The 19,299-nt window shown below is 66.9% G+C and carries 19 protein-coding genes; 8 read left to right on the top strand and 11 right to left on the bottom strand.

The features are described from left to right. Nucleotides 1-80: 80 nt before the first annotated feature. Genes AC5RWT_RS24195 through AC5RWT_RS24185 form a run of 3 tightly spaced genes read left to right on the top strand, consistent with a single transcriptional unit; the run spans nucleotide 81 to nucleotide 3,017 of the window. The gene (locus AC5RWT_RS24195; protein WP_494082399.1) at nucleotides 81-1,046 is read left to right on the top strand and encodes a carbohydrate ABC transporter permease; all 966 of its coding nucleotides are present in this window, start codon (nucleotides 81-83) and stop codon (nucleotides 1,044-1,046) included. After that, nucleotides 1,043-1,999: a carbohydrate ABC transporter permease gene (locus AC5RWT_RS24190; protein ID WP_494082398.1), complete on the top strand. Its 957-nt coding sequence runs from the start codon at nucleotides 1,043-1,045 to the stop codon at nucleotides 1,997-1,999. Before AC5RWT_RS24195 ends, AC5RWT_RS24190 begins: the two co-directional genes overlap by 4 nt. Before the next feature lie 7 nt (nucleotides 2,000-2,006). Continuing rightward, complete coding sequence (locus AC5RWT_RS24185; protein ID WP_494082397.1) at nucleotides 2,007-3,017, top strand: LacI family DNA-binding transcriptional regulator; 1,011 nt, start codon at nucleotides 2,007-2,009, stop codon at nucleotides 3,015-3,017. Nucleotides 3,018-3,033: 16 nt separating this feature from the next. Here the strand turns inward: AC5RWT_RS24185 and AC5RWT_RS24180 are convergent, their stop codons facing one another. Beyond that, nucleotides 3,034-3,858 (bottom strand): DUF8083 family protein, encoded by an 825-nt coding sequence (locus AC5RWT_RS24180; protein ID WP_494082396.1) that lies wholly within the window; start codon nucleotides 3,856-3,858, stop codon nucleotides 3,034-3,036. A 1-nt stretch (nucleotide 3,859) separates the two neighbouring features. Then, nucleotides 3,860-4,663, bottom strand: coding sequence for an exodeoxyribonuclease III (locus AC5RWT_RS24175; RefSeq protein ID WP_494082395.1), 804 nt, complete (start codon nucleotides 4,661-4,663; stop codon nucleotides 3,860-3,862). Between the two features lie 109 nt (nucleotides 4,664-4,772). On the opposite strand from AC5RWT_RS24175, the gene AC5RWT_RS24170 reads away from it, so the two are divergent. Then, a complete protein-coding gene (locus AC5RWT_RS24170; protein ID WP_494082394.1) occupies nucleotides 4,773-5,375 on the top strand; it encodes a uracil-DNA glycosylase family protein in 603 nt (200 codons plus the stop codon). Between the two features lie 171 nt (nucleotides 5,376-5,546). Here the strand turns inward: AC5RWT_RS24170 and nadE are convergent, their stop codons facing one another. From nadE to AC5RWT_RS24130, 8 genes are all read right to left on the bottom strand, one after another. Then, nucleotides 5,547-6,371 (bottom strand): NAD(+) synthase, encoded by an 825-nt coding sequence (gene nadE, locus AC5RWT_RS24165; RefSeq protein WP_494082393.1) that lies wholly within the window; start codon nucleotides 6,369-6,371, stop codon nucleotides 5,547-5,549. A 264-nt stretch (nucleotides 6,372-6,635) separates the two neighbouring features. Then, a complete protein-coding gene (locus AC5RWT_RS24160; protein WP_494082392.1) occupies nucleotides 6,636-7,631 on the bottom strand; it encodes a sugar phosphate isomerase/epimerase family protein in 996 nt (331 codons plus the stop codon). Next, on the bottom strand, nucleotides 7,621-8,814 hold the full coding sequence (locus AC5RWT_RS24155; RefSeq protein WP_494082391.1) for a Gfo/Idh/MocA family protein: 1,194 nt from the start codon (nucleotides 8,812-8,814) through the stop codon (nucleotides 7,621-7,623). Before AC5RWT_RS24155 ends, AC5RWT_RS24160 begins: the two co-directional genes overlap by 11 nt. An 88-nt stretch (nucleotides 8,815-8,902) precedes the next feature. After that, the gene (locus AC5RWT_RS24150; RefSeq protein ID WP_494082390.1) at nucleotides 8,903-9,751 is read right to left on the bottom strand and encodes a sugar phosphate isomerase/epimerase family protein; all 849 of its coding nucleotides are present in this window, start codon (nucleotides 9,749-9,751) and stop codon (nucleotides 8,903-8,905) included. 106 nt (nucleotides 9,752-9,857) lie between these two features. Continuing rightward, a complete protein-coding gene (locus tag AC5RWT_RS24145) occupies nucleotides 9,858-11,093 on the bottom strand; it encodes a substrate-binding domain-containing protein (RefSeq protein ID WP_494082389.1) in 1,236 nt (411 codons plus the stop codon). Nucleotide 11,094: 1 nt separating this feature from the next. Continuing rightward, on the bottom strand, nucleotides 11,095-12,201 hold the full coding sequence (locus AC5RWT_RS24140) for an ABC transporter permease (protein WP_494082388.1): 1,107 nt from the start codon (nucleotides 12,199-12,201) through the stop codon (nucleotides 11,095-11,097). After that, nucleotides 12,198-13,247: an ABC transporter permease gene (locus AC5RWT_RS24135; protein WP_494082387.1), complete on the bottom strand. Its 1,050-nt coding sequence runs from the start codon at nucleotides 13,245-13,247 to the stop codon at nucleotides 12,198-12,200. Before AC5RWT_RS24135 ends, AC5RWT_RS24140 begins: the two co-directional genes overlap by 4 nt. Further along, nucleotides 13,244-14,953, bottom strand: a complete 1,710-nt coding sequence (locus AC5RWT_RS24130; RefSeq protein ID WP_494082386.1) for a sugar ABC transporter ATP-binding protein — start codon at nucleotides 14,951-14,953, stop codon at nucleotides 13,244-13,246. Before AC5RWT_RS24130 ends, AC5RWT_RS24135 begins: the two co-directional genes overlap by 4 nt. A gap of 117 nt (nucleotides 14,954-15,070) precedes the next feature. Between AC5RWT_RS24130 and AC5RWT_RS24125 the strand changes: the two genes are divergently transcribed. Together AC5RWT_RS24125 and AC5RWT_RS24120 are read left to right on the top strand one after the other, a co-directional pair. Next, on the top strand, nucleotides 15,071-16,273 hold the full coding sequence (locus AC5RWT_RS24125; RefSeq protein ID WP_494082385.1) for an ROK family transcriptional regulator: 1,203 nt from the start codon (nucleotides 15,071-15,073) through the stop codon (nucleotides 16,271-16,273). Between the two features lie 89 nt (nucleotides 16,274-16,362). Continuing rightward, the gene (locus tag AC5RWT_RS24120) at nucleotides 16,363-16,785 is read left to right on the top strand and encodes a hypothetical protein (protein WP_494082384.1); all 423 of its coding nucleotides are present in this window, start codon (nucleotides 16,363-16,365) and stop codon (nucleotides 16,783-16,785) included. On the opposite strand, the gene AC5RWT_RS24115 is transcribed toward AC5RWT_RS24120, so the two are convergent. Next, on the bottom strand, nucleotides 16,782-17,468 hold the full coding sequence (locus tag AC5RWT_RS24115; RefSeq protein WP_494082383.1) for an alpha/beta fold hydrolase: 687 nt from the start codon (nucleotides 17,466-17,468) through the stop codon (nucleotides 16,782-16,784). The two genes, AC5RWT_RS24120 and AC5RWT_RS24115, sit on opposite strands and share 4 nt — an antisense overlap. 254 nt (nucleotides 17,469-17,722) lie before the next feature. Between AC5RWT_RS24115 and pyrE the strand changes: the two genes are divergently transcribed. Both pyrE and AC5RWT_RS24105 read left to right on the top strand, forming a co-directional pair. Further along, nucleotides 17,723-18,301 carry an orotate phosphoribosyltransferase gene (pyrE, locus tag AC5RWT_RS24110; RefSeq protein WP_494082382.1) on the top strand — a complete coding sequence of 193 codons (579 nt, stop codon included), beginning with the start codon at nucleotides 17,723-17,725 and terminating at the stop codon, nucleotides 18,299-18,301. A gap of 27 nt (nucleotides 18,302-18,328) precedes the next feature. Then, on the top strand, nucleotides 18,329-19,299 hold a 971-nt coding region (locus tag AC5RWT_RS24105), incomplete at its 3' end, for a thioesterase domain-containing protein (protein WP_494082381.1).

The following is a 19,299-nucleotide window of genomic DNA, read 5'->3' as shown; positions in this document are numbered from 1 at the left end:
GCCCGGCCGTGCGCTTGTGACTGGCACAGGCGCACGGCCGGGCACTGCCCTCCCTTCCACGCACCAAGGAGGTAAGTGCCATGGAAGACGTTGGCGAAAAGTTCGTGCAGGTGGCGATCGCCCTGGCGGTCTTCGCCGCGATCATCGCCGTGATCATGCTGTTGGTGGATCGCGCCCCGAAGTCGTTCCGGGATAAGGCGACGATCACCGGATTCCTGGCTCCCGCCGTCGTGCTGCTGGGCATTGGGCTGGTGTACCCGGCCATCCAAACCACCTACCTGGCGTTCACCGACCGCAACGGGGCACTGAACGGCGTGGACAACTTCGTGTGGATGTTCACCCAACCCGAAGCGCTGGTCACGCTGCGGAACACCTTGCTCTGGGTTGTCCTGGTGCCGCTGCTGTCCACGGGCATTGGCCTCGCCTATGCCGTGTTCATCGACCGGGCGCGGGGCGAGAAGGTGCTGAAGGCGATGGTGTTCATGCCGATGGCCATCTCAATGGTCGGCGCCGGCGTGATCTGGAAGTTTATGTATACCTACCGCGGGGCCGACCGCGAACAGATCGGCCTGCTGAACCAGCTCCTGGTGTGGTCCGGCGCCGAACCGAAGCAGTTCCTGCTCGATGCGCCGGAGAACACGTTTTTCCTGATTGCCGTGATGGTCTGGATCCAGACCGGCTTCGCCATGGTGATCCTTTCCGCGGCGATCAAGGGCATCCCCACCGAAATCGTGGAGGCGTCACGGCTGGACGGAGCCAGTGCCTGGCAGCAGTTCCGCTCCATCACCATTCCGTCCATCCGCGGGGCACTCGTCGTGGTGGTCACCACCATCACCATCGGCACGCTGAAGGTCTTCGACATTGTGCGGACCATGACCGCAGGAAACTTTGAAACGTCCGTGGTGGCCAACGAGATGTACACCCAGGCATTTCGGGCGAACGAGCCCGGCCGCGGGGCCGCGCTGGCGCTGATCCTGTTCCTGATGGTGCTGCCGATCGTCATCTACAACGCCCGGCAGCTGAAGAAGCAGAGGGAAATCCGATGAGCGCAACCCCTGCCGTTCCCGCTGCTCCCGGCGCAGTCCTGGCCAGAGCCACCGAGCAGCAGATTCCGGTCGCCCGGCGGGTGAAGCAGCGGCTGACCTCGCGCGGGGCCACCGCGGCGGCGATCATCATCGCCGTGGTCTGGACCGTGCCGACCTTCGGCCTGTTCATCTCCTCCCTGCGGCCGGAAGACGCCATCCAGGCCAACGGCTGGTGGAACGTCCTGGGTGACCTGCAGTTCACCACGAAGAACTACACCGACGTGCTGGCTTCCAAGGGCGGGTCCGCCTCCAACCTGGGGCAGTACTTCATCAACTCGCTGGCGATTGTCATCCCGGGAACCATCATTCCGCTCGTGGTCGCCTCGATGGCGGCCTATGTTTTCGCCTGGGGCAGGTTTCGCGGCAAGGACACCTTGTTCATCTTCGTGTTCGCGCTGCAGATCGTGCCGCTGCAGATGGCGCTGATCCCGTTGCTCTCGCTGTTCATCAACCTCAAAGTGGGCGAATTCCAGCTGTTGCCGGCCGGCAGCTACGCCCAGCTGTGGATCGCGCACACCATCTTCGCGCTGCCGCTGGCTATTTTCCTGCTGCACAACTTCATTTCCGAGATACCGGGCGAAGTCATCGAGGCTGCGCGGGTGGACGGTGCCGGACACGCGACCATCTTCTGGCGGATCATCCTGCCGCTGTCCGTGCCGGCCATCGCCTCGTTCGGCATCTTCCAGTTCCTCTGGGTCTGGAACGATCTGCTGGTCGCCCTGGTCTTCTCGGGCGGGACCGCCGACGTCGCCCCGATCACCCAGCGGCTGGCCGAACTGACAGGTACCCGCGGCAACGAGTGGCACCGCCTGACCGCCGGAGCGTTCGTCTCCATGGTGGTGCCGCTGGCCGTGTTCTTCGGCCTGCAGCGCTACTTCGTCCGCGGGCTGCTGGCTGGCGGCCTCAAGGGGTGAGGGCGCCGTGACCGGGATCGACGACGTCGCCCGGGCCGCCAACGTCTCGACCGCGACTGTTTCCCGTGCGCTCCGCGGCTTGGCCGGGGTCTCCTCGGTGACCCGCGACCGTGTGCTGGAAACAGCCGAGTCGCTCGGTTACGTTCCGTCGTCGTCGGCAGCCCATCTCGCCTCGGGCCGCACCATGGCGTTGGGCGTGCTGCTGCCAGTGATCGACCGGTGGTACTTCGCCTCGGCGCTGGAGGGCGTGGACCGGACGCTGCGGGCAGCAGGTTACGACCTGATCGTCTTCAGCCTGGGCGGCACCGGCGCCAACCGCGAGCGGGTGTTCCACCGGTCCATGCTGCACAAGCGGATCGATGCGCTGCTGGTGATGTGCATGCACCTGACGCCGGATGAACTGGCGGCGCTGCAGGCGCTGGAGTATCCGAATGTGATCGTGGGCGGCCACGTGGACGGCCTGCGCAGTGTGAGCGTGGACGACACTGCGGCGGCCACGGAAGCCGTTGAGCACCTCATTTCGCTGGGCCATACGCGCATCGCGCACCTGCAGGGCGGCGGTTCGTACGGGATCGACTTCGACGTGCCGCGCCGTCGCGAGGAGGCCTATCAACGCACCATGGCCCGGCATGGACTGCCGGTGCGGCCGGAATGGCTGGCCATGGGAGACTTCCGGGTTGCCAGCGGCAGGGTGGCCGCCGGCGAGCTGCTGGATACACCGGGGGAACGTCCGACGGCGATCTTTGCCTCCGCGGATGAGATGGCCTTCGGTGCGCTGCGTGCCGCGCAGGAGCGCGGGCTGCGGGTGCCCGAGGATGTTTCAGTGGTGGGAATTGACGACCACGAGTTTGCCGAACCGCTGGCGCTGACGACCGTCCGGCAGCGGCCGGACCAGCAGGGGGCCTATGCCGCGCGGCTGCTGTTGGACGAGCTGCAGGGAAAGGCGCGGCTGGAGGCACCGCGCGTCCAGCCCCATGAGCTGGTGGTCCGGGCCTCCACCGCCCCGCCGCCGTCGTAAGTCCCGGTGGGAGGCGTCAGGACGCGCGGGCCAGCTGGCGGATCCGAATCCAGCGGCCGGCCAGGCGGCGGTAGGCGGCCGCGGCGCCGGTCATGTCGCCGTCGGCCAGCGATTCGATGCCGGCGTGCACGTCCGACGGTGATTCGTCCGGATACACCAGCTCGGCCACGCGGCCGTAATCCAGCTCCACAATTCCGTCCGCGGTGAAGGTCTCGAGCCACTCGGTGAGCTCGGTGAGTTCTTCCAGCAGGTCAAGCCCGGGCGCGGCAACGGCCAGGGAAGCCGCTGCATAGCGGGCCCGGTCGATGCATTGCGGAACCGGGGCGGCCAGCCTTACGGTCTGCAGCGTGTGGTCGACCTCCACCTTTTCGGTGTGGTCGTCCTCGCGGAACAGCACGAACCAGCCAAAGGGAATGCCCCAGGTGGAGCTGCGCGTGTGCAGCTTGGCCAGCGACTCGACAAAGTTGTCAGGATCCAGCCGTGATTGCTGGGCGTCGCGGGCGGCTTCGGGCACCAGCAGTCCCAGCAGCGGATCCCGCAGGCTGCCGGAGAGTGATTCGGCCGCCAAGGTACTGCGGACGGCCAGCTGATTGGGGCAATACCGCGGTGCAGTGATTCCGTCCGTCGTCGGATAGTGCAGGACACGGATCAAGTCGTCGCTGGAGTGCGGGAAAGGGTCGGACACCGTTCGTGTAATCCGCCGGAGCGAATCACCGCGGTCCAGATCCTCCGTCACGTCCCGGCCACGGCCGCGCTGGCTCATGATGAGCAGCTGCTGGTCGTCGTCGAACACGTCCAGTGGTTCGAAGACCCGCAGGTAGGAGACGAACGGAAACTTCATCTCAATCCAGCTCCGCAATGACCGGCGCGTGGTCCGAGGCGCCCTTGCCCTTGCGCTCTTCGCGGTCGATCATGGCGCCGGTGACCCGGGCGGCCAAGGCCGGCGAAGCCAGGATGAAGTCGATCCGCATGCCTTCCTTCTTGGGGAAGCGCAGCTGGGTGTAATCCCAGTAGGTGTAAACGCCGGGGCCTGGCGTGTGCGGGCGGACCACGTCCACGAATCCGGCTTCTTCGAACGCGCGGAAAGCCGCGCGTTCAGGCTCGGTCACGTGCGTGGCGTTCTGGGCGCGGAACCACTCGATGTCCCAGACATCGTCGTCGGTCGGGGCAATGTTCCAGTCACCCATGAGGGCCACGTTAAGCCCCGGGTCTGCCTGGATCCAGCTGGCTGCCTCTTCTTTGAGGGCCTTGAGCCAATTCAGCTTGTAGGGCATGTGCGGGTCATTGACGGCCCGGCCGTTGGGCACATACAGGCTCCACACCCGCACCCCGCCGCAGGTCGCCCCGATGGCCCGGGCTTCGGCGGCTGCGCTGTCATCGGTCTTGCCGAAGTGGGGCTGGCCGGCGAACGTGCGCTCCACGTCGTCCAGGCCCACCCGGGAGGCAATGGCGACGCCGTTCCACTGGTTGAGGCCGAAGTGCGCCACCTCGTAGCCGTTTTTCTCGAACAGGTCCCACGGGAAGTTCTCATCCTTGGCCTTGGTTTCCTGGATGGCCAGGACATCCACGTCGGAGCGCTGCAGCCAGGACTCTACGCGGTCGGCGCGGGCACGGATCGAGTTCACATTCCAGGTAGCAATCTTCACAACAGCTACGTTACCCAAACGGGCGGCGGCTGCGCTCCCCGCGAAGTCGTCGCCGGCCGGCGGCTGGGGATGCACAACGGGTCCACCGTGCGAGGGGTATGTTGGACAGATGTTTGCTGATAAGCCGCAGTCCCTCGCAGATCCGAACGAATGGCAGCGGCGAAAAGCCATGTTGTCCACCGAGCCCGCTGTCCAGGAGCTTGAAGAATGGCGGGCAGCCTACGCGCAGACCCGGACCGAACCCGTTCCCCATTTCGACCCGGCGGATGCAGGCACCGAGGCCCGTGTGCTTTTCCTGCTCGACAGTCCCGGAAGCAACACCGTCAGCGCCGAGGGGCCGGGATTCGTGTCAGTGGACAACCCCGACCAGGCGGCCGAGCGGTGCTGGAACGAACGCCAGGAAGCCGGGCTCCATGAAGGGGTTCTCCTCTGGAATACCGTGCCGTTTTTCCTCGACGGCGCCGAGCCGACGGCGGTGCAGACGATAGCCGGAGTCAAGGCACTCAAGTCCGTCGTGCGGCTGCTCCCGCGGCTCCAAGCCGTGGTGTTGTGCGGAACGTTCACCAAGACCCAGTGGGCGAAGCACATGGGTGCGTTCACCCGGCCCACAATCATTAAGGCGCCCAGCCCCGGTGGCAAGGCCATGATCAGCAAGAAGAACCAGGATGAATTCCGGAAGGCAGTCAGGCGGGCAAAGGGCCTGGTCGGCTGACGCTTGAGCTGGTTGGCCGGGCCTGGTCGGCTGACGCTTGAGCTGGTTGGCCGGGCCTGGTCGGCTGACGCTTGTGCTGGCGCAACCGCTTCCGGAATGCTGCCCGCGAGGAATTCGTCCAGCTCCACAGCCGGATCCCCGCTTAGCCGCCCACTCCCGTCCGACGGGTCCCTAGCCCCGCCACCACTTATCCAGGATGGAGACCGGGGTGGTGCGCTTGTGGCGGGTCAACAGGTAGCGCTGCTCGAGCTTTTCGGCAACCTCGTCGGGAATTTCGCGGCCCTCAAGGTAGTCGTCGATGTGGTCGTAGCTGATCCCCAGCTCGTCCTCGTCGGTGCGGCCTGGCGTGTCATCCAGCAGGTCCGCCGTCGGTACTTTGTGGGCCACCTGGTTGCTGGCGCCAAGGTGCTCCAGGAGTTGCCGGTTTTGGCGCTTGTTCAGGCCGAACAGCGGCAGCACGTCGGCCGCGCCGTCGCCGAACTTGGTAAAGAAGCCGGTGATGGACTCCGCGCCGTGGTCCGTGCCCAGCACCAGATAGTTGTGCTGCCCGGCCAGCGCGTACTGGGCCATCATCCGGGCGCGGGCCTTGATGTTGCCCTTGTTGAAGTCGGTGATCACTTCACCGGTCGTCGACGTGAATTCGGACTGGAAGCCGTCGACGGCCGATTTGATATTGAACGTCCACGAAGTTTTCGGCCGAATGAAATCCATGGCGGCCTGGGCATCGGCTTCGTCGTGCTGGGCGCCATAGGGCAGGCGCACTGCGACGAAGTCGGCCTCAACGCCTTCGGCTTCGAGCTCGTCGACCGCCAGTTGTGCCAGCTTCCCGGCGAGGCTGGAGTCGATGCCGCCGCTGATGCCGAGCACAAAGCCTTTGGTGCCGGAGGCCTTGAGGTAGTCCTTCAGGAATCCGACGCGGCGTGCGACTTCCTGCGTCGGGTCGATGGAGGGCTGGACGCCCAGTTCGTCAATGATCGTGGCCTGGAGTTCGCGCATGACCACAGCCTACTAAAGGACCCTTGCCGGCTGTAGGGACCTTGGGCAGCAGGCACGCGGCCGAGCGCGTGAGCCCCGCGACCAAGCCCTTAGGACCCGGTTTGTCCATGTTTTGAGCGGCCGCTCCGCATCGCCGCAGGTCAGGGCCGCGGAGGTCTCCAAAACGTGGACAATTCCCGTTGAACGTGGACAGCTAGCGTGCTCGGGAGTCCCCGCCCCTACTGCTTGCACGTGGACAGCTAGCGTGCTCGGGCCGCCGTCGCCCTACTGCTTGAACGCGGCGTCGAAGGAGACCTCCGGGGGATCGAAGTCGAACCGCTTCAGGAACTCCAGCGCCTCCGGAGCCCCCTGCAGCCGTTCCATCCCGGCGTCCTCCCACTCCACCGAGATCGGCCCGTCGTAGCCGATTGCCGCCAGCGCCCGGAAGCTGGCCTCCCACGGCACGTCGCCGCGCCCGGTGGAGACAAAGTCCCAGCCCCGCCGCGGATCGCCCCACGGCAGGTGCGAACCCAGCCGGGTGTTGCGGCCGGTGATCCGCAGCTTAGTGTCCTTGCAGTCCACGTGGTAGATCCGGTCCTTGAAGTCCCAGATCAGTGAGACCGGGTCGATGTCCTGCCACATCATGTGGCTGGGGTCCCAGTTGATGCCGAAGGCCTCGCGGTTCCCTACGGCCTCCAGCGCCCGGACGGTGGACCAGTAGTCGTAGGCGATCTCGGACGGGTGGATCTCGTGCGCGAACCGGACGCCGCATTCGTCGAACACGTCCAGGATCGGGTTCCACCGGTCGGCAAAGTCGCGGTAGCCGGCGTCGATCACCTCGCCCGGCACCGGCGGGAACATCGCCACGTACTGCCAGATCGAGGAGCCGGTGAACCCCACCACCGTCTTCACCCCGAGCCGCTGGGCCAGCCGCGCGGTGTGCTGCATTTCCTCGGCGGCCCGCGTCCGCACGCCCTCCGGATCCCCGTCGCCCCAGACGCGCTCGCCGACGATCGACTGGTGACGGAAGTCGATCGGATCGTCGCACACCGCCTGGCCCTTCAGGTGGTTGGAGATCGCCCACACCTGCAGCCCGTACCGTTCCAAAATGCCCAGCCGGTCGGCGATGTAGTCGTCGTCGTCCCACCGCCACGCGTCCAGATGATCTCCCGACACGGCGATCTCAAGGCCGTCGTAGCCCCAGCCGGCGGCCAGTTCCGCCACCTTCTCGAACGGCAGGTCTGCCCACTGGCCGGTGAACAAAGTGAAATTACGTCCCATCGGTAGCTCCTGCGTAGTCGGCGTGCGTGTCGGATCCGGCCAGGACGACGGCGGCGCCCTCCTGCTCGGCGCTGCGCACCATGGCGTCCAGCACCTTTTGCACCGCCAGGCCGTCGTCGAAGCTTGGGCTGGGCGGCGGGCCGGCAACCACCGCGGCCAGGAAATCGGCGGCCTGGCTGGTGAACGTGTGGTCCCAGCCGAGCACGTGGCCCGGCGGCCACCAGGCGTGCAGGTACGGGTGCTCCTGTTCGGTGACCAGGATCCGTGCCGCGCCCGCCAGCCCGGGCGGGGCACCGGCGTCGTAATAGTAGAGCTCATTCAGCCGCTCCAGGTCGAAGCCCAGATGGCCGGCCGAACCGTAGACTTCGATCCGCAACGCGTTCTTCCGGCCCGCCGCCATCCGGCTGACCTCCAGACTGGCCACAGCCCCGGAATCCAGCCGCAGCGTGGCCCACGCGGCATCGTCAACCGTCACCGGTTCGGGCCCGTCCGGGCCCTGCCGGGTGTCCACGAAGGTGTTGAGCGTCGCGGAAACCGAGGTGACCTGGGCGCCGAGGAGGAAATGGAGCTGGTCCACCGCGTGCGAGGCCAGGTCGCCCAGCGCCCCGGAACCGGCGGTCTCCCGGCGCAGCCGCCAGGACATCGGGGCGGAATCGTTCGCCAGCCAGTCCTGCAGGTACGCAATCCGGACCTGCCGCACGGCGCCGATCCGGCCTTCGGCGATCAACTGCCGCGCCAGGGCCAGCGCCGGCACCCGCCGGTAGTTGAAGCCGACCATCGCGTGCACCCCGGCCGACCCGGCGGCACGTGCGGCGGCCGCCATGCGCTCGGCCTCCGCCACCGAATTGGCCAGCGGCTTCTCCACGATGACGTGTTTGCCGGCCTCCAGGGCGGCAACAGCCACGTCGGCATGCAGATGCCCCGGCGTGCAGATATCCACGATGTGCACATCGTCGCGCTCAAGGACCGCACGCCAATCAGTGGAACTTTCCGCCCAGCCGTACCGGGCGGCATCGGCGGCCACGGCGTCAGCATTCCGGCCCACCAGGACGCGTCTGGCCACCGGAGGCCCCGCGGGATAGAAGGCGGACACGTTGCGCCAGGCATTGGAGTGCGCCCTGCCCATAAAGGCGTGCCCCAGCACCGCCACGCCCAGCGGCGGCCCGTTCGGATTGGCGGCCATCGTCTTCTCCTTCGTGCTCGTCGGTCGGTGGTGCGGCGGAGGTGCGGCGGCAGTTTCCGAAAGGTACGGTCGCCGGCCGCCGCGGCGGCTAGAGGCTCCGCAAAAACGCCAACCCGTCCTCTGCCAACAGGTCCTGGCTGGATGCCAGCGGCCGCCAGATCGAGGCAGCCGTCGCGATGGCGGCGTTGTCGGCGGTGAAACTCTCGATGTTCAGCGGCCCGGTGTAGGCCACGTCGTCCAGCGCCTTGATCAGTGCCGGCCAGTCGGTCTGGTCCCCGCCGGGCGCTCCGCGGTCGTTGCCGCAGACCTGCAGATGGACCAAATGCTCACCGGCTGCCCGGATGGCAGCGGCGCTGGACCGTTCTTCAATGTTCAGGTGGTAGCTGTCCAGCGCCAGCCCCACGCCGCGGCCGAGCAGCGGTCCCAGTGCCTCGAGCGCCTGTTCCACGGTGTTGACCAGCGACGTCTCGTACCGGTTCAGCGGCTCAATTCCCAGTACGACGCCGGCTGCTTCGGCTTGGGCGGCCAGCGGCGCCAGATTCTCCCGCAACTGGCGGTACGCTTCGGCGCGGTCGCCGGCGGCCATCCGCCACACCCGGCCGGTGCTTGAGTAGAACGGGCCGCACACGGCCGGCGCACCGACGTCGTGCGCCAGGTCGATGCAGGCCGCCAGGTAGTCCTGGGTGGCCTGCACCGCCCCGGGGTCGGCCAGGACCAATTCGCGCCCCGGTGCCATGGCGCCCACGATGTAGGGCATCAGGCCGGTGTCCGCGAGGGCGTCCCGTGCAGTGCCGGCGGTGAAGTCGCCAACCTTCTCCAGCGGCAGTTCGACGCCGTCAAAGCCCATTCCGGCGATCTTCGCCAGCAGCTGCGGCAGGACGGCATCGGTCAGCGGCGACTGCCACACCCACGTGTTGACCCCGATCGGCCGGTCCATGCTCTGCCTCCTCGACTGCCGTTGCCGTCCGCGATCCGCCCGCCCAGGTGCCCGGGCGGGAACAGGCTGTCCGGCCGGGCACCGCGCCGGCCGGACACGCCTGCTCTTACGGAATTTGGCGCTTCTGCCAGACCTCCGGGTAGCCCGGCAGGTCCTCGCCGCCGAACTTGGCGTAGTGCCCGTCCGGCATGCCGTCGTTGCGCTTGAGCCAGTCGTCGAGTTCGCTGGCCGGGATCGGAACCTGCGGCAGCACCCACTCGGTCGGGATTTCCTCGCCGGCAAAGATCTTCTGCACGGCCAGCAGCGGGGTGCGCCACTGGAAGTTGGAGTAGACCGGAGCCAGGGCGTCGATGCCGGTTTCCTTCCACTTGCGCAGGAAACTCAGCTCGTCTTCTCCCGTCATGACCGGCAAGTCCTTGCCGGCGTCCTCGAAGGCCTCGATCGCAGCCACCGCACCGTCGCCGGCGTCCATCCAGACCCCCTGGACGTCGCCCTTGGCGAGTTCGTCGGAGATGATCTTCTTGATCTCGGTCGGATCGGCGCCCGTGAAGTAGTCGGTGGCTTCGATGCCCTTCTCCTTGAAGATCTTTTCGGCAGCCGCCCAGCGCTGCTCAAGCACATCCACGCCGGGCAGGATGCGAAGCGCCACCACCTTGTCTCCTTTCTTCAGGCGTTCGGTGAGGAAGTTGGCGGTGTCGATGCCCCAGGCGAAACCGCCAATCGGGTGGATGAAGGTGGTGGCGCAGTCGGTCTCCACACCGCGGTCGAACACCACCACCGGCTTGCCCGTCTCGCAGGCCCGCTCGACCGCAGGCGTGAGCGCCGCGGTGGCGTTTGGCGAGATGACAAACGCGTCGCATTTGCCTTCGCTGATGAAGTAGTCGATGTCGGCAATCTGCGTGTTCGAATCGTCCTGCGCGTCGCGGGTCTCCATCTGGGAGATCACGCCCTCGTCCTGCAGTACCTTGAGCTGCTGGTTCATGGTGATCCAGCCGGTCTGCCGCCACGGGTTGGAGATTGATGCGTTGGCGAAGCAGACCTTCTTGGCACCCTTGGCGGCGAACTTTTTGGTGTCGGTCATCTTGCCGTCGATGTACTGGAGCCACGGCTTCTTGGGATCGCCCTGGAACTTGGCCGTGCGCTGTTCGAACTGCTTGTCGTAGACGGCCTGGTCAAACCAGTCGGTGGAGGCCCCGGTGGTTTCCGCTGGTTGTGCCGGAGCGGAAGCGCCGGGACTGGCGGATCCTTCGGTGATCGACGGGTCGGTGGTGCAGCCCGTCATGGCCATTAACGAGGCAGCCGCTGTGAGCGCGACCGCGGTACTTAGACGTTTCCTCGTCATGTCAGTTCCCTCCCTTGTCGGTGCCCTCAGCGGGCTCTGGTGCCGCGATGGTGCGTTGTTCGGATTGCGCGGCCGCAGAGCCCCCGCGGCGCTTGCGTTGCCAGGACTGCGCGGCGGCAGCCACGGCGACGATGATGATGACGCCCTGGACGGTATGCCGCCAAGTGGATGCCACGCCGAGGAAATTCAGCAGCGTGAACAGCGACTCCAGGGCGAAGGCGCCGGCTGCGGCGGAGAGCACCCAGCCGCGTCCGCCGCCCAGTACCACCCCACCCAGGACGACGGCGGTGATCGCCGTGAACTCGTAGCCTCGCCCCACGGACGGATGGACCCCCGCGTACCCCACCAGCAATATCCCCGAGACGGTGGCGGCGAGCGAGGACAGCATGAAGGCCCGCGTGCGCACCCACCAGACCCGGGCCCCGGTCAGGGCTGCGGCGACGTCGTTGTCGCCGACCGCTATGAGTGTGCGCCCGTAGGGCCGGCGCATTAGCCAGACCGCGAGCACGGCTACGGCCGTCAGAATGATCACCGGGTAGGGGATGATCTCCAGGACCGGTACGTTCTCGATACCACCGCGGCCTATTTGCCGGAAGCTGTCAGCCGGGTTGCCCTGGGCCGCGCCGCCGGTCCAGTTCAGCACCAGGCCCAGCAGCGCCAGCATCATCCCCAGTGTGACGATGAAGCTGGGGACCTTGAGCAAGGTGGTGACCAGACCGTTGATCAGCCCGATGAGTGCCCCGAGTACGAACATCAGCACCAGCACCGGGACGACTTTGGCGTCGTCGTCTCGGATCAGGTTGCCGGCCACGATCACCTGCATGGTTACGACCGACCCCATGGAAAGGTCGAACTCGCCGGACACGATCACGAAGTACTGCCCAATGGCGGCGATGGCAATCGGGGCGGTGCGTCCAATAAAGCGGATGAAAGACCCGGGCTCGCCGAACGACGGGTTCAGGATGATGATGGCTACCAGCAGCGCGACCAGGAGCACGAAGATGCCGCCGCCCGGGGTCCGCAGGCTGCGCAGGAAGCGTTGGCCGCGTCCGGCCCGGTTCTGCTCCAGAACCCTGCCGCCCGTTGCCGGGTCCAGGACTTTGCTCATGCCTGCACCTCCTGCTGGTGTCCGCCGTGCCCGTAGCGCGGGGGCCGCGCGACGATCGTGCGGCGGGCATAGACGGCGACGGCGACCACGATCACCACGCCGCGGACCACGTCCTTCAGGAACGGGTTCACTTGCAGCACGGACATGATGTTGTCCAGCATGGCGAAGATGAGGACGCCGCCGAGCGTGCCCGTGACCGAGCCCTTGCCGCCGGCCAGCAGCGTTCCGCCCAGCACGACGGCTGCGATCGAGAGCAGGTCGTACCCGCCCTGCGAGCCGACGGTGGGGCTGCCGACGCCCAGCCGGCTGGCCAGCAACAACCCCGCCATGCCGGCGAGGGTGGAACAAATGACGTGGGCGGTGATCACTGCGCCTTGGACCCGAATGCCGGACATCCGCGCCACGTTGCTGTCCCCGCCCACGGCGTAGATGTGATGGCCCATGCGGGTGCGGTGCAGCATCAGCAGCACCAACGCGCCGCAGGCGAGCATGATCAGGGTGGAGATCGGCACCGGCCCCAATCCGGTGGCGCCGATCAGCCGGAAAGAGAACGGAGTCTGGCCGAAACTGCCCTTGTAGTTGGTGGCCAGGTAGCCGCTGATCACCAGTCCCATGCCCAGGGTTGCGATGAAGCCGTGCACCTTGAGGCCCGACACGATCAGTCCGTTGGCCAGGCCGATCACAGCCGAAACTGCCAGCGCCAGCAACACGGCGGGCAGCACGTTCTCGCCCCGGTTGGCCATCACACCCGCGCCGATCAGGCTGGCCAGGCTGGTCACGTAGGGCACCGACAGGTCCAGGCTGCCGACCAGGATCACCAGAGTCTGGCCGATGGCGATGAAGCCCAGCACGCTGGTGCCGGTCAGGATGGCGGAGATATTGCCGGGGCTGAAGAAGTTCCGGCCGGCGGTGGCCACCAGGATGCTGCCGACCACCAGGGTCAGCAGCGCCACCAGATAGACGATCTGGGTGGACGTCAGCCGCGCAAAAAATCCGCCGCTCGGCCGTGTCCGACGAGTTCGGGCCGCGGAACGCGCGGTCGTCATCGTGCCCCTCCCGCGCTGCCGCCGTCTTTCGCTGGCTGCGCGCCGCCGTCGTGCCCTGCGTCTGCGAGGCGCGCTCCGCCGTCGTTCACGGGCTGGGCCTCGCCGTCGTTATCCGTAGCCAGCGGTGGGGCATCGGAGGCCGCGCCGGGTACCCGCGCGCCGGTGGCCAGCCGGAGGATTTCCTCTTCGGTGGCCCCGGCCAACAGTTCGCCGGCAATCTGCCCATCGCGCATCACCAGGATCCGGTCCGACATTCCGATCACCTCCGGCAATTCGCTGGAAACCATCAGTACGCCCTTCCCCTCGGCCGCCAGTTGGCGCATCAGCCGGTACACCGCCACTTTGGCGCCGACGTCGATGCCCCGGGTCGGTTCGTCCAGCAGCACCAGGCGCGGAGAGACGGCCAGCCACTTGGCCAGCACGATCTTCTGCTGGTTTCCGCCGGAGAGATACTGCACCTCTTGGTCCAGGTCCCGGGCAACGACTTCCAAAACGCTGAAGGACCCGGCGACCGCGCGGCGCACGGTGGGGGTGCGCTGGGGGAACACGGCGCGGACCACGCCCAGGGCGTTGTCCAGCAGGGACTGGTTCAGGCTCAGCCCCTGCGCTTTGCGGTCCTCGGTGATCAGTGCGATGCCGTGCCGCACTGCCTGGCGAGGAGAACGCGGACGGACCGGACGGCCGTCCAACTGCATGCTGCCGCGGTTGAAGGGGGCTGCGCCGAAGATCGCCTGCAGCAACTCCGTGCGTCCGGACCCCTGCAGGCCTGCGATGCCGACGATCTCGCCCGGCATCAGGCGCAGGCCGATGCCGTCCAGTTGGTCGTTGCCGGCATCGGCCAGTTCCAGCAGCGCGGCGTTCGCTGCCGGGTTCTCCGCGGCCGGACTGTCGGCTGCCGGTTCGGGCGGAAGCTTGTCCGGGAAGAAGGCAGAAATCGGGCGGCCCACCATCATCCGCACCAGCGACGCATCGTCGAGCTCGGCGGCAGGTTTGGTATCCACAACCCGGCCGTCCTTGAGTACCGTGATGGTCTGGCAAAGGTCGAAGATTTCGCGCAGCCGGTGCGAGACGTAGAGGATGCCGGTGCCGCGTTCGGCGAGCCTTCGCACGATGTCATACAACAAGGCCACTTCAGGCCCGGCCAGCGCGGCCGTCGGCTCGTCCATGGAGATGATTCTGGCCTCGTAGCTGACGGCCTTGGCGATCTCCACGATCTGCTGCTCGGCCACGGACAGCGACCGAACCTGCGCCGTCGGCCGGATGGAGCCGATGCCCAGGGACTCCAGCAGCTCCGCGGTGGCAGCGTTCATCTTGGTTCGGTTGACCAGCAGGCCTTTGCGGGGCTCACGGCCAAGGTAGATGTTTTCGGCCACAGTGCGGTCCGGCAGCAGGTTGAATTCCTGGAAAACCGTGGATAATCCGGCTTCATGGGCCTGCGTGGGATGGCTGAACTGGACGCTGTTGCCGCCCAGCAGCACCGTTCCGGAATCGCGCTGGTACACCCCGGCCAGGATCTTCATCAGGGTGGACTTCCCGGCGCCGTTCTCCCCAACGACGCCATGCACCTCGCCCGGATGCAGCGTCAGCGATGCGTCCTGCAGCACCGGGTTGCCGAAGAAACTCTTGGTCAGCCCGCGCACTTCAAGCACGGGCTCACCCCGCCGAGTGCCGCCGTCGGCCACTTGGTTGCCGCCAATGCCTTCCACGCCCCCAACTGTGGCACGGATCACATAGTTTTGTCGATAGTCAAACAAAAGTTGCCCGAGGTGCGCTTCTTAGCTTCGCTAGAGACAAACAGAAGTGCGGCGTGCTGTACTGATGGTGTGCTGAAGTCCGACGTCGCCCCGCCGCAACGCCCAGCCGCCCAACCGGCCGCCGGTGCCAGCGAGGTGTTCCAGTTGCTGCGGGACGGCCAGCCGCGCACCCGGGCCGAACTGGCCCAGCTGACCGGGCTGGCGAGGTCGACCGTGACCGCCCGTGTGGATGCGCTGATGCGGCTGGGGCTGATTGCTCCGATCGGGGGAGCGACCTCCACGGGCGGAAGGCCGCCGTCGCTGTTTGCGCTCAATCCGGCCGCGCGGCTGGTGGTGGGAGCTGACCTCGGCGCTACCCACGCCCTGGTTGTAGTGGCCGATTTGTCCGGCGGCGTGCTCGCCGAGGAACGCTCAGAGTTGAGCATTGCCAGCGGTCCGGACACCGTGCTGGGCTGGTTGTCCGACGCCGTGGCGCGGCTGCTCAAGGAAGCCGGCCGAAGTGCGGATGACCTGGGTGCCATTGGCATTGGGCTGCCCGGGCCGGTGGAGCATGACACCGGGCGGCCGATCAACCCGCCGATCATGCCCGGCTGGGACCGCGTGGACGTTCCAGCACTGGTGCAGCAGAGCTTCGACGTGCCGGTGCTGGTGGACAACGACGTCAACATCATGGCCCTCGGCGAACAGGCCATGGCGTGGCCGGACACCAGCGACCTGATGCTGATCAAGGTAGCTACAGGCATCGGTGCCGGCATCATTTCCTCGGGCCGGTTGCAGCGCGGCGCGCAGGGAACCGCCGGGGACCTGGGGCATGTGCGCGTTCCGCGCGGCGACGACGTGGTGTGCCGCTGCGGGAACACCGGCTGCCTTGAGGCACTGGCCGGCGGGCCCGCGCTGGCGGCCGTGCTTTCGGCCGCCGGGAAGGTTGCCGAAACCAGCCAGGACGTGATCGATCTGGTCCGGTCCGGCGACCCGCAGGCGATCCAGGCCGTGCGCCAGGCCGGCCGGGACATCGGCGATGTGCTGGCCACCTGCGTGAACCTGATCAACCCATCCGTGATCGTCGTGGGCGGTCGGCTGGCCCAGGCCGGCGAGCATCTGCTGGCGGGCATCCGGGAAGTGGTCTACCGGCGCTCGCTGCCGCTGGCAACCGAGCACCTGCGGATTGCTCCTTCCGTGGCCGGGCAGCGCGCGGGCGTGCTGGGTGCGGTGTCGCTGGCCATCGGGCACGTGCTCTCGCCCGAAGCAATCGAAGCCGCCGCATCGGCCTGACCGCGAAGTTATCGCTTCGTAACGCTGCGAGTCAGTCATGCCCGCACCTTCGCGGCTAGCGTGGGACAAACACGCATCAAGGGGGAACCATGCGCACATTGACCACGGTGGCGGCAGGTGCCGTCGTCCTGTTGGCGCTGGCCGGCTGCACAGGACCGAAATCCGGAGTTGGCGCACTGGAGGCCCCGGCCGGCCCGGATGACAGGCTGACGAGCGGGGTGGAAGTCCTGCGCGTAGCGCCAGAGAGCGTCCGGCTGTTGGCGGAGGAGGGCCACTATGCCTTCTTTGCGGCAGCGCCGGACAATCCGGCGGAGCACGACGTGTGTGTGATCATTGAGGATCTGCAGGCTCCCGCGGCGTCAAGCGGCTGCGGCACCACCGGCCAGGGACCAGTTGAGCTGGGCACCTCCGGCCTATGGGCCAAACTCATCCCGGACACATACGACTCAAGCCAAGAGCTGGCCGAGGGCTGGGAGCAGCTGCACCCGAACCTGCTGGTCCGGGGACTTTAGCCTCCGGTGCTGAGGTAACCCTCCAGCTGGTCGGTCAGCTCCTTCGGGTTGCTGAGCGCGACGCAGTGGCAGCCGGGAATCTCATCCGGGACGATGCCCAGCCGCTGCGGAGCCAGCCGGCGGAAGAAATCGGCGGGAAATAAGTGGTCGTCCCGGCACAGGATGAACTTCGTCGGCACATCGGGGTGGGCCTCCAGCGGCCACCTCACGGCCTGCGAGGCATAGGACTGGCCGCGTTCATAGCTCAGGGCCTGCTCGGCCAGCCCGCGCGGGACACCGTTGTAGAAGCTGACGAACGGATCGTCGTTGCCGGTCAGCCCGCCGTCCCTGGCTGCCTGCTCCCGGGCCGCCTTGGCGTAGCCCGTGTTGGCCCACCAGTCAGCAGGCCGTTCACCGGGTGCTGGAATCATGCCGGCGAGGTAGACCAGCAGCTTGACTGGAAGCCGGGCGGCGACCAGGGGCGCGGTGAAACCGCCAAACGACTGGCCGACAATCACCAAGTCCCGCCGGTCCCCGATCTCCTCAACGACCGCGTCGGCTGTCTCTTCCAGGCCCTTGGTCTCGTCCTCGCACGGTAGGTCGGGGGCGACCACGTCATGCCCGCGCGCCAACAGTTCGGCCTTCACGAGGTGCCAGTACCAGCCGACGTCGCCAGCGCCGTGGATCAGTACAAAGGTGGCCATTTCCGTAAACCTCCCTACCGGTGGCCAGATTATTCCAGCCTGCAGCCCGACTCGCCACCGCTGGCTCGCACAGGAGCGGAAGGGGTGAGAAGCTGCCCTGGCCGGTCAGGCCAGCCATGCCGGCCACCCGGCTCGGCCCGTCGGGCCAACCCGAATCCCGAGGGGCCCGGGGCAACCCAGGCCGGCACCCGGCGGGCCCCAGTCTGGCCGTCCCGAATCCCGAGGGAGCCGGGGCAACCCCTAGACTTGGCTCCATGACCCAGACTCCCGTGGCCGATCCAGCGGCCGACCGCGCCCGACTGCTCGAACTGATCAAAGAACTGGCCGTGGTGCGCGGCAGGGTCACCCTCTCCAGCGGCGCCGAAGCCGACTACTACATCGACTTGCGCCGGGTCACCCTGCACCATGAAGCATCCCGTCTGGTGGGCAGAGTCATGCTGGCGATGCTCGACGAGGCCGGCATCGGGTTCCAGGCCGCCGGCGGTCTCACCATGGGTGCCGATCCGGTGGGAACAGCTCTGATGCACGCCGCCGCCGACGCAGGCCGCGCCGTCGATGCCTTTGTGGTGCGCAAGGCGCAGAAGTCCTACGGCATGGGCCGCCAGGTGGAGGGCCCGGAGGTTAAGGATCGCTCCGTCGTCGTGCTGGAAGATACCTCCACTACCGGCGGGTCCGCGCTGACTGCGGTGGAAGGCGTCCGTGATGCCGGTGGGAAGGTCGCGGCGGTCGCCGTCATCGTGGACCGCGACACCGGCGCGAAGGAGCGCATCGAGGCTGAAGCAGGCGTGCCGTATCTCTTCGCGTTCGGCAAGGACGAACTGGGCCTGGACTAGACGCCCGGCGGGCATACAACTACAGCTATGGACGTGCGCAGGAACCATGCCTTCCGTCAGCTGCGTCTGGCCAGCGGTCTGCACCAGGTCTCGCGCCGTTCGTTCCTTATCGGCGCTGCCTTCGGCGTAGGGACAGCCGCGGACCTGGTGGCCACCCGCGCCATCCAGGAGCAGCGTAATGAACCGCAGATCCTCACGCTGGCCGATGAACGCGCCGACCTGCGCTTTCCGCGCAGCAGCTGGGTGGTCTTCCCCGGGTACAAGACCAGCTGGGAAGAGGGACTGTGGATCCTGAACTCGCTGCGCAGCGGCATGGTGAAGCGCGGGCGGCTGGCGGTGGCGGGATACTCAAACCGCGGTTTGGACCTGGCCGAACTGACTGAGGTGCTGCAGAAGCACATTCAGGACAACGACTTGAAGCGGCTGTATTTCTACGGGCACAGCTTCGGCGGCATGGTCGCCGTGGAGATGACTGCCCGGCTGCGTGCCAAAGGCTTCCCGGTGGAGCTGATCCTGATGGACTCGTCCCCGTACAGCCGTTTCGACGTGCTGGATAAGACCATGTTCGAGGGCGTGGTGTTCCTGTATGAGGCCGGCTACCGCGTACCCAGCTTTGTCCGCGGCGGCTACGAGCTGGGGGAGCGCATTGTGCACAAGGACGAGCGCAGCTGGCGGCAGATTGTGGAGCAGACCATGGAGCAGCTGTCCCCGCTGGCCGTCTCCAGCACCCTGATCCAGTCCCAGTCCTCGTACATCTATCATTTCGATGCGCATCGCTTCAGCCACAGCATGGGCGACACCAAAATGGTCTGGATCGGCAATCCGGGAGACCAAACCGTCAACTACGCCACGGCCCGGCGCAGCTGGCAGGTGAACTACAAGGCGAACTTCCTGACCAACAACCTGGTGACCGAAGGCGCCCGGCCGGCCCATGCCAGCCCGCAGTGGAATTCAGCCATCTACGTCCCGATCCTGGAGCGGGTGTCGGACGAGTTCTT

This window comes from Arthrobacter sp. Dra40, from assembly GCF_059091905.1.
The sequence above is the reverse complement of the archived record's forward strand: the minus strand, read 5'-3'. Positions and strand labels throughout refer to the sequence as shown.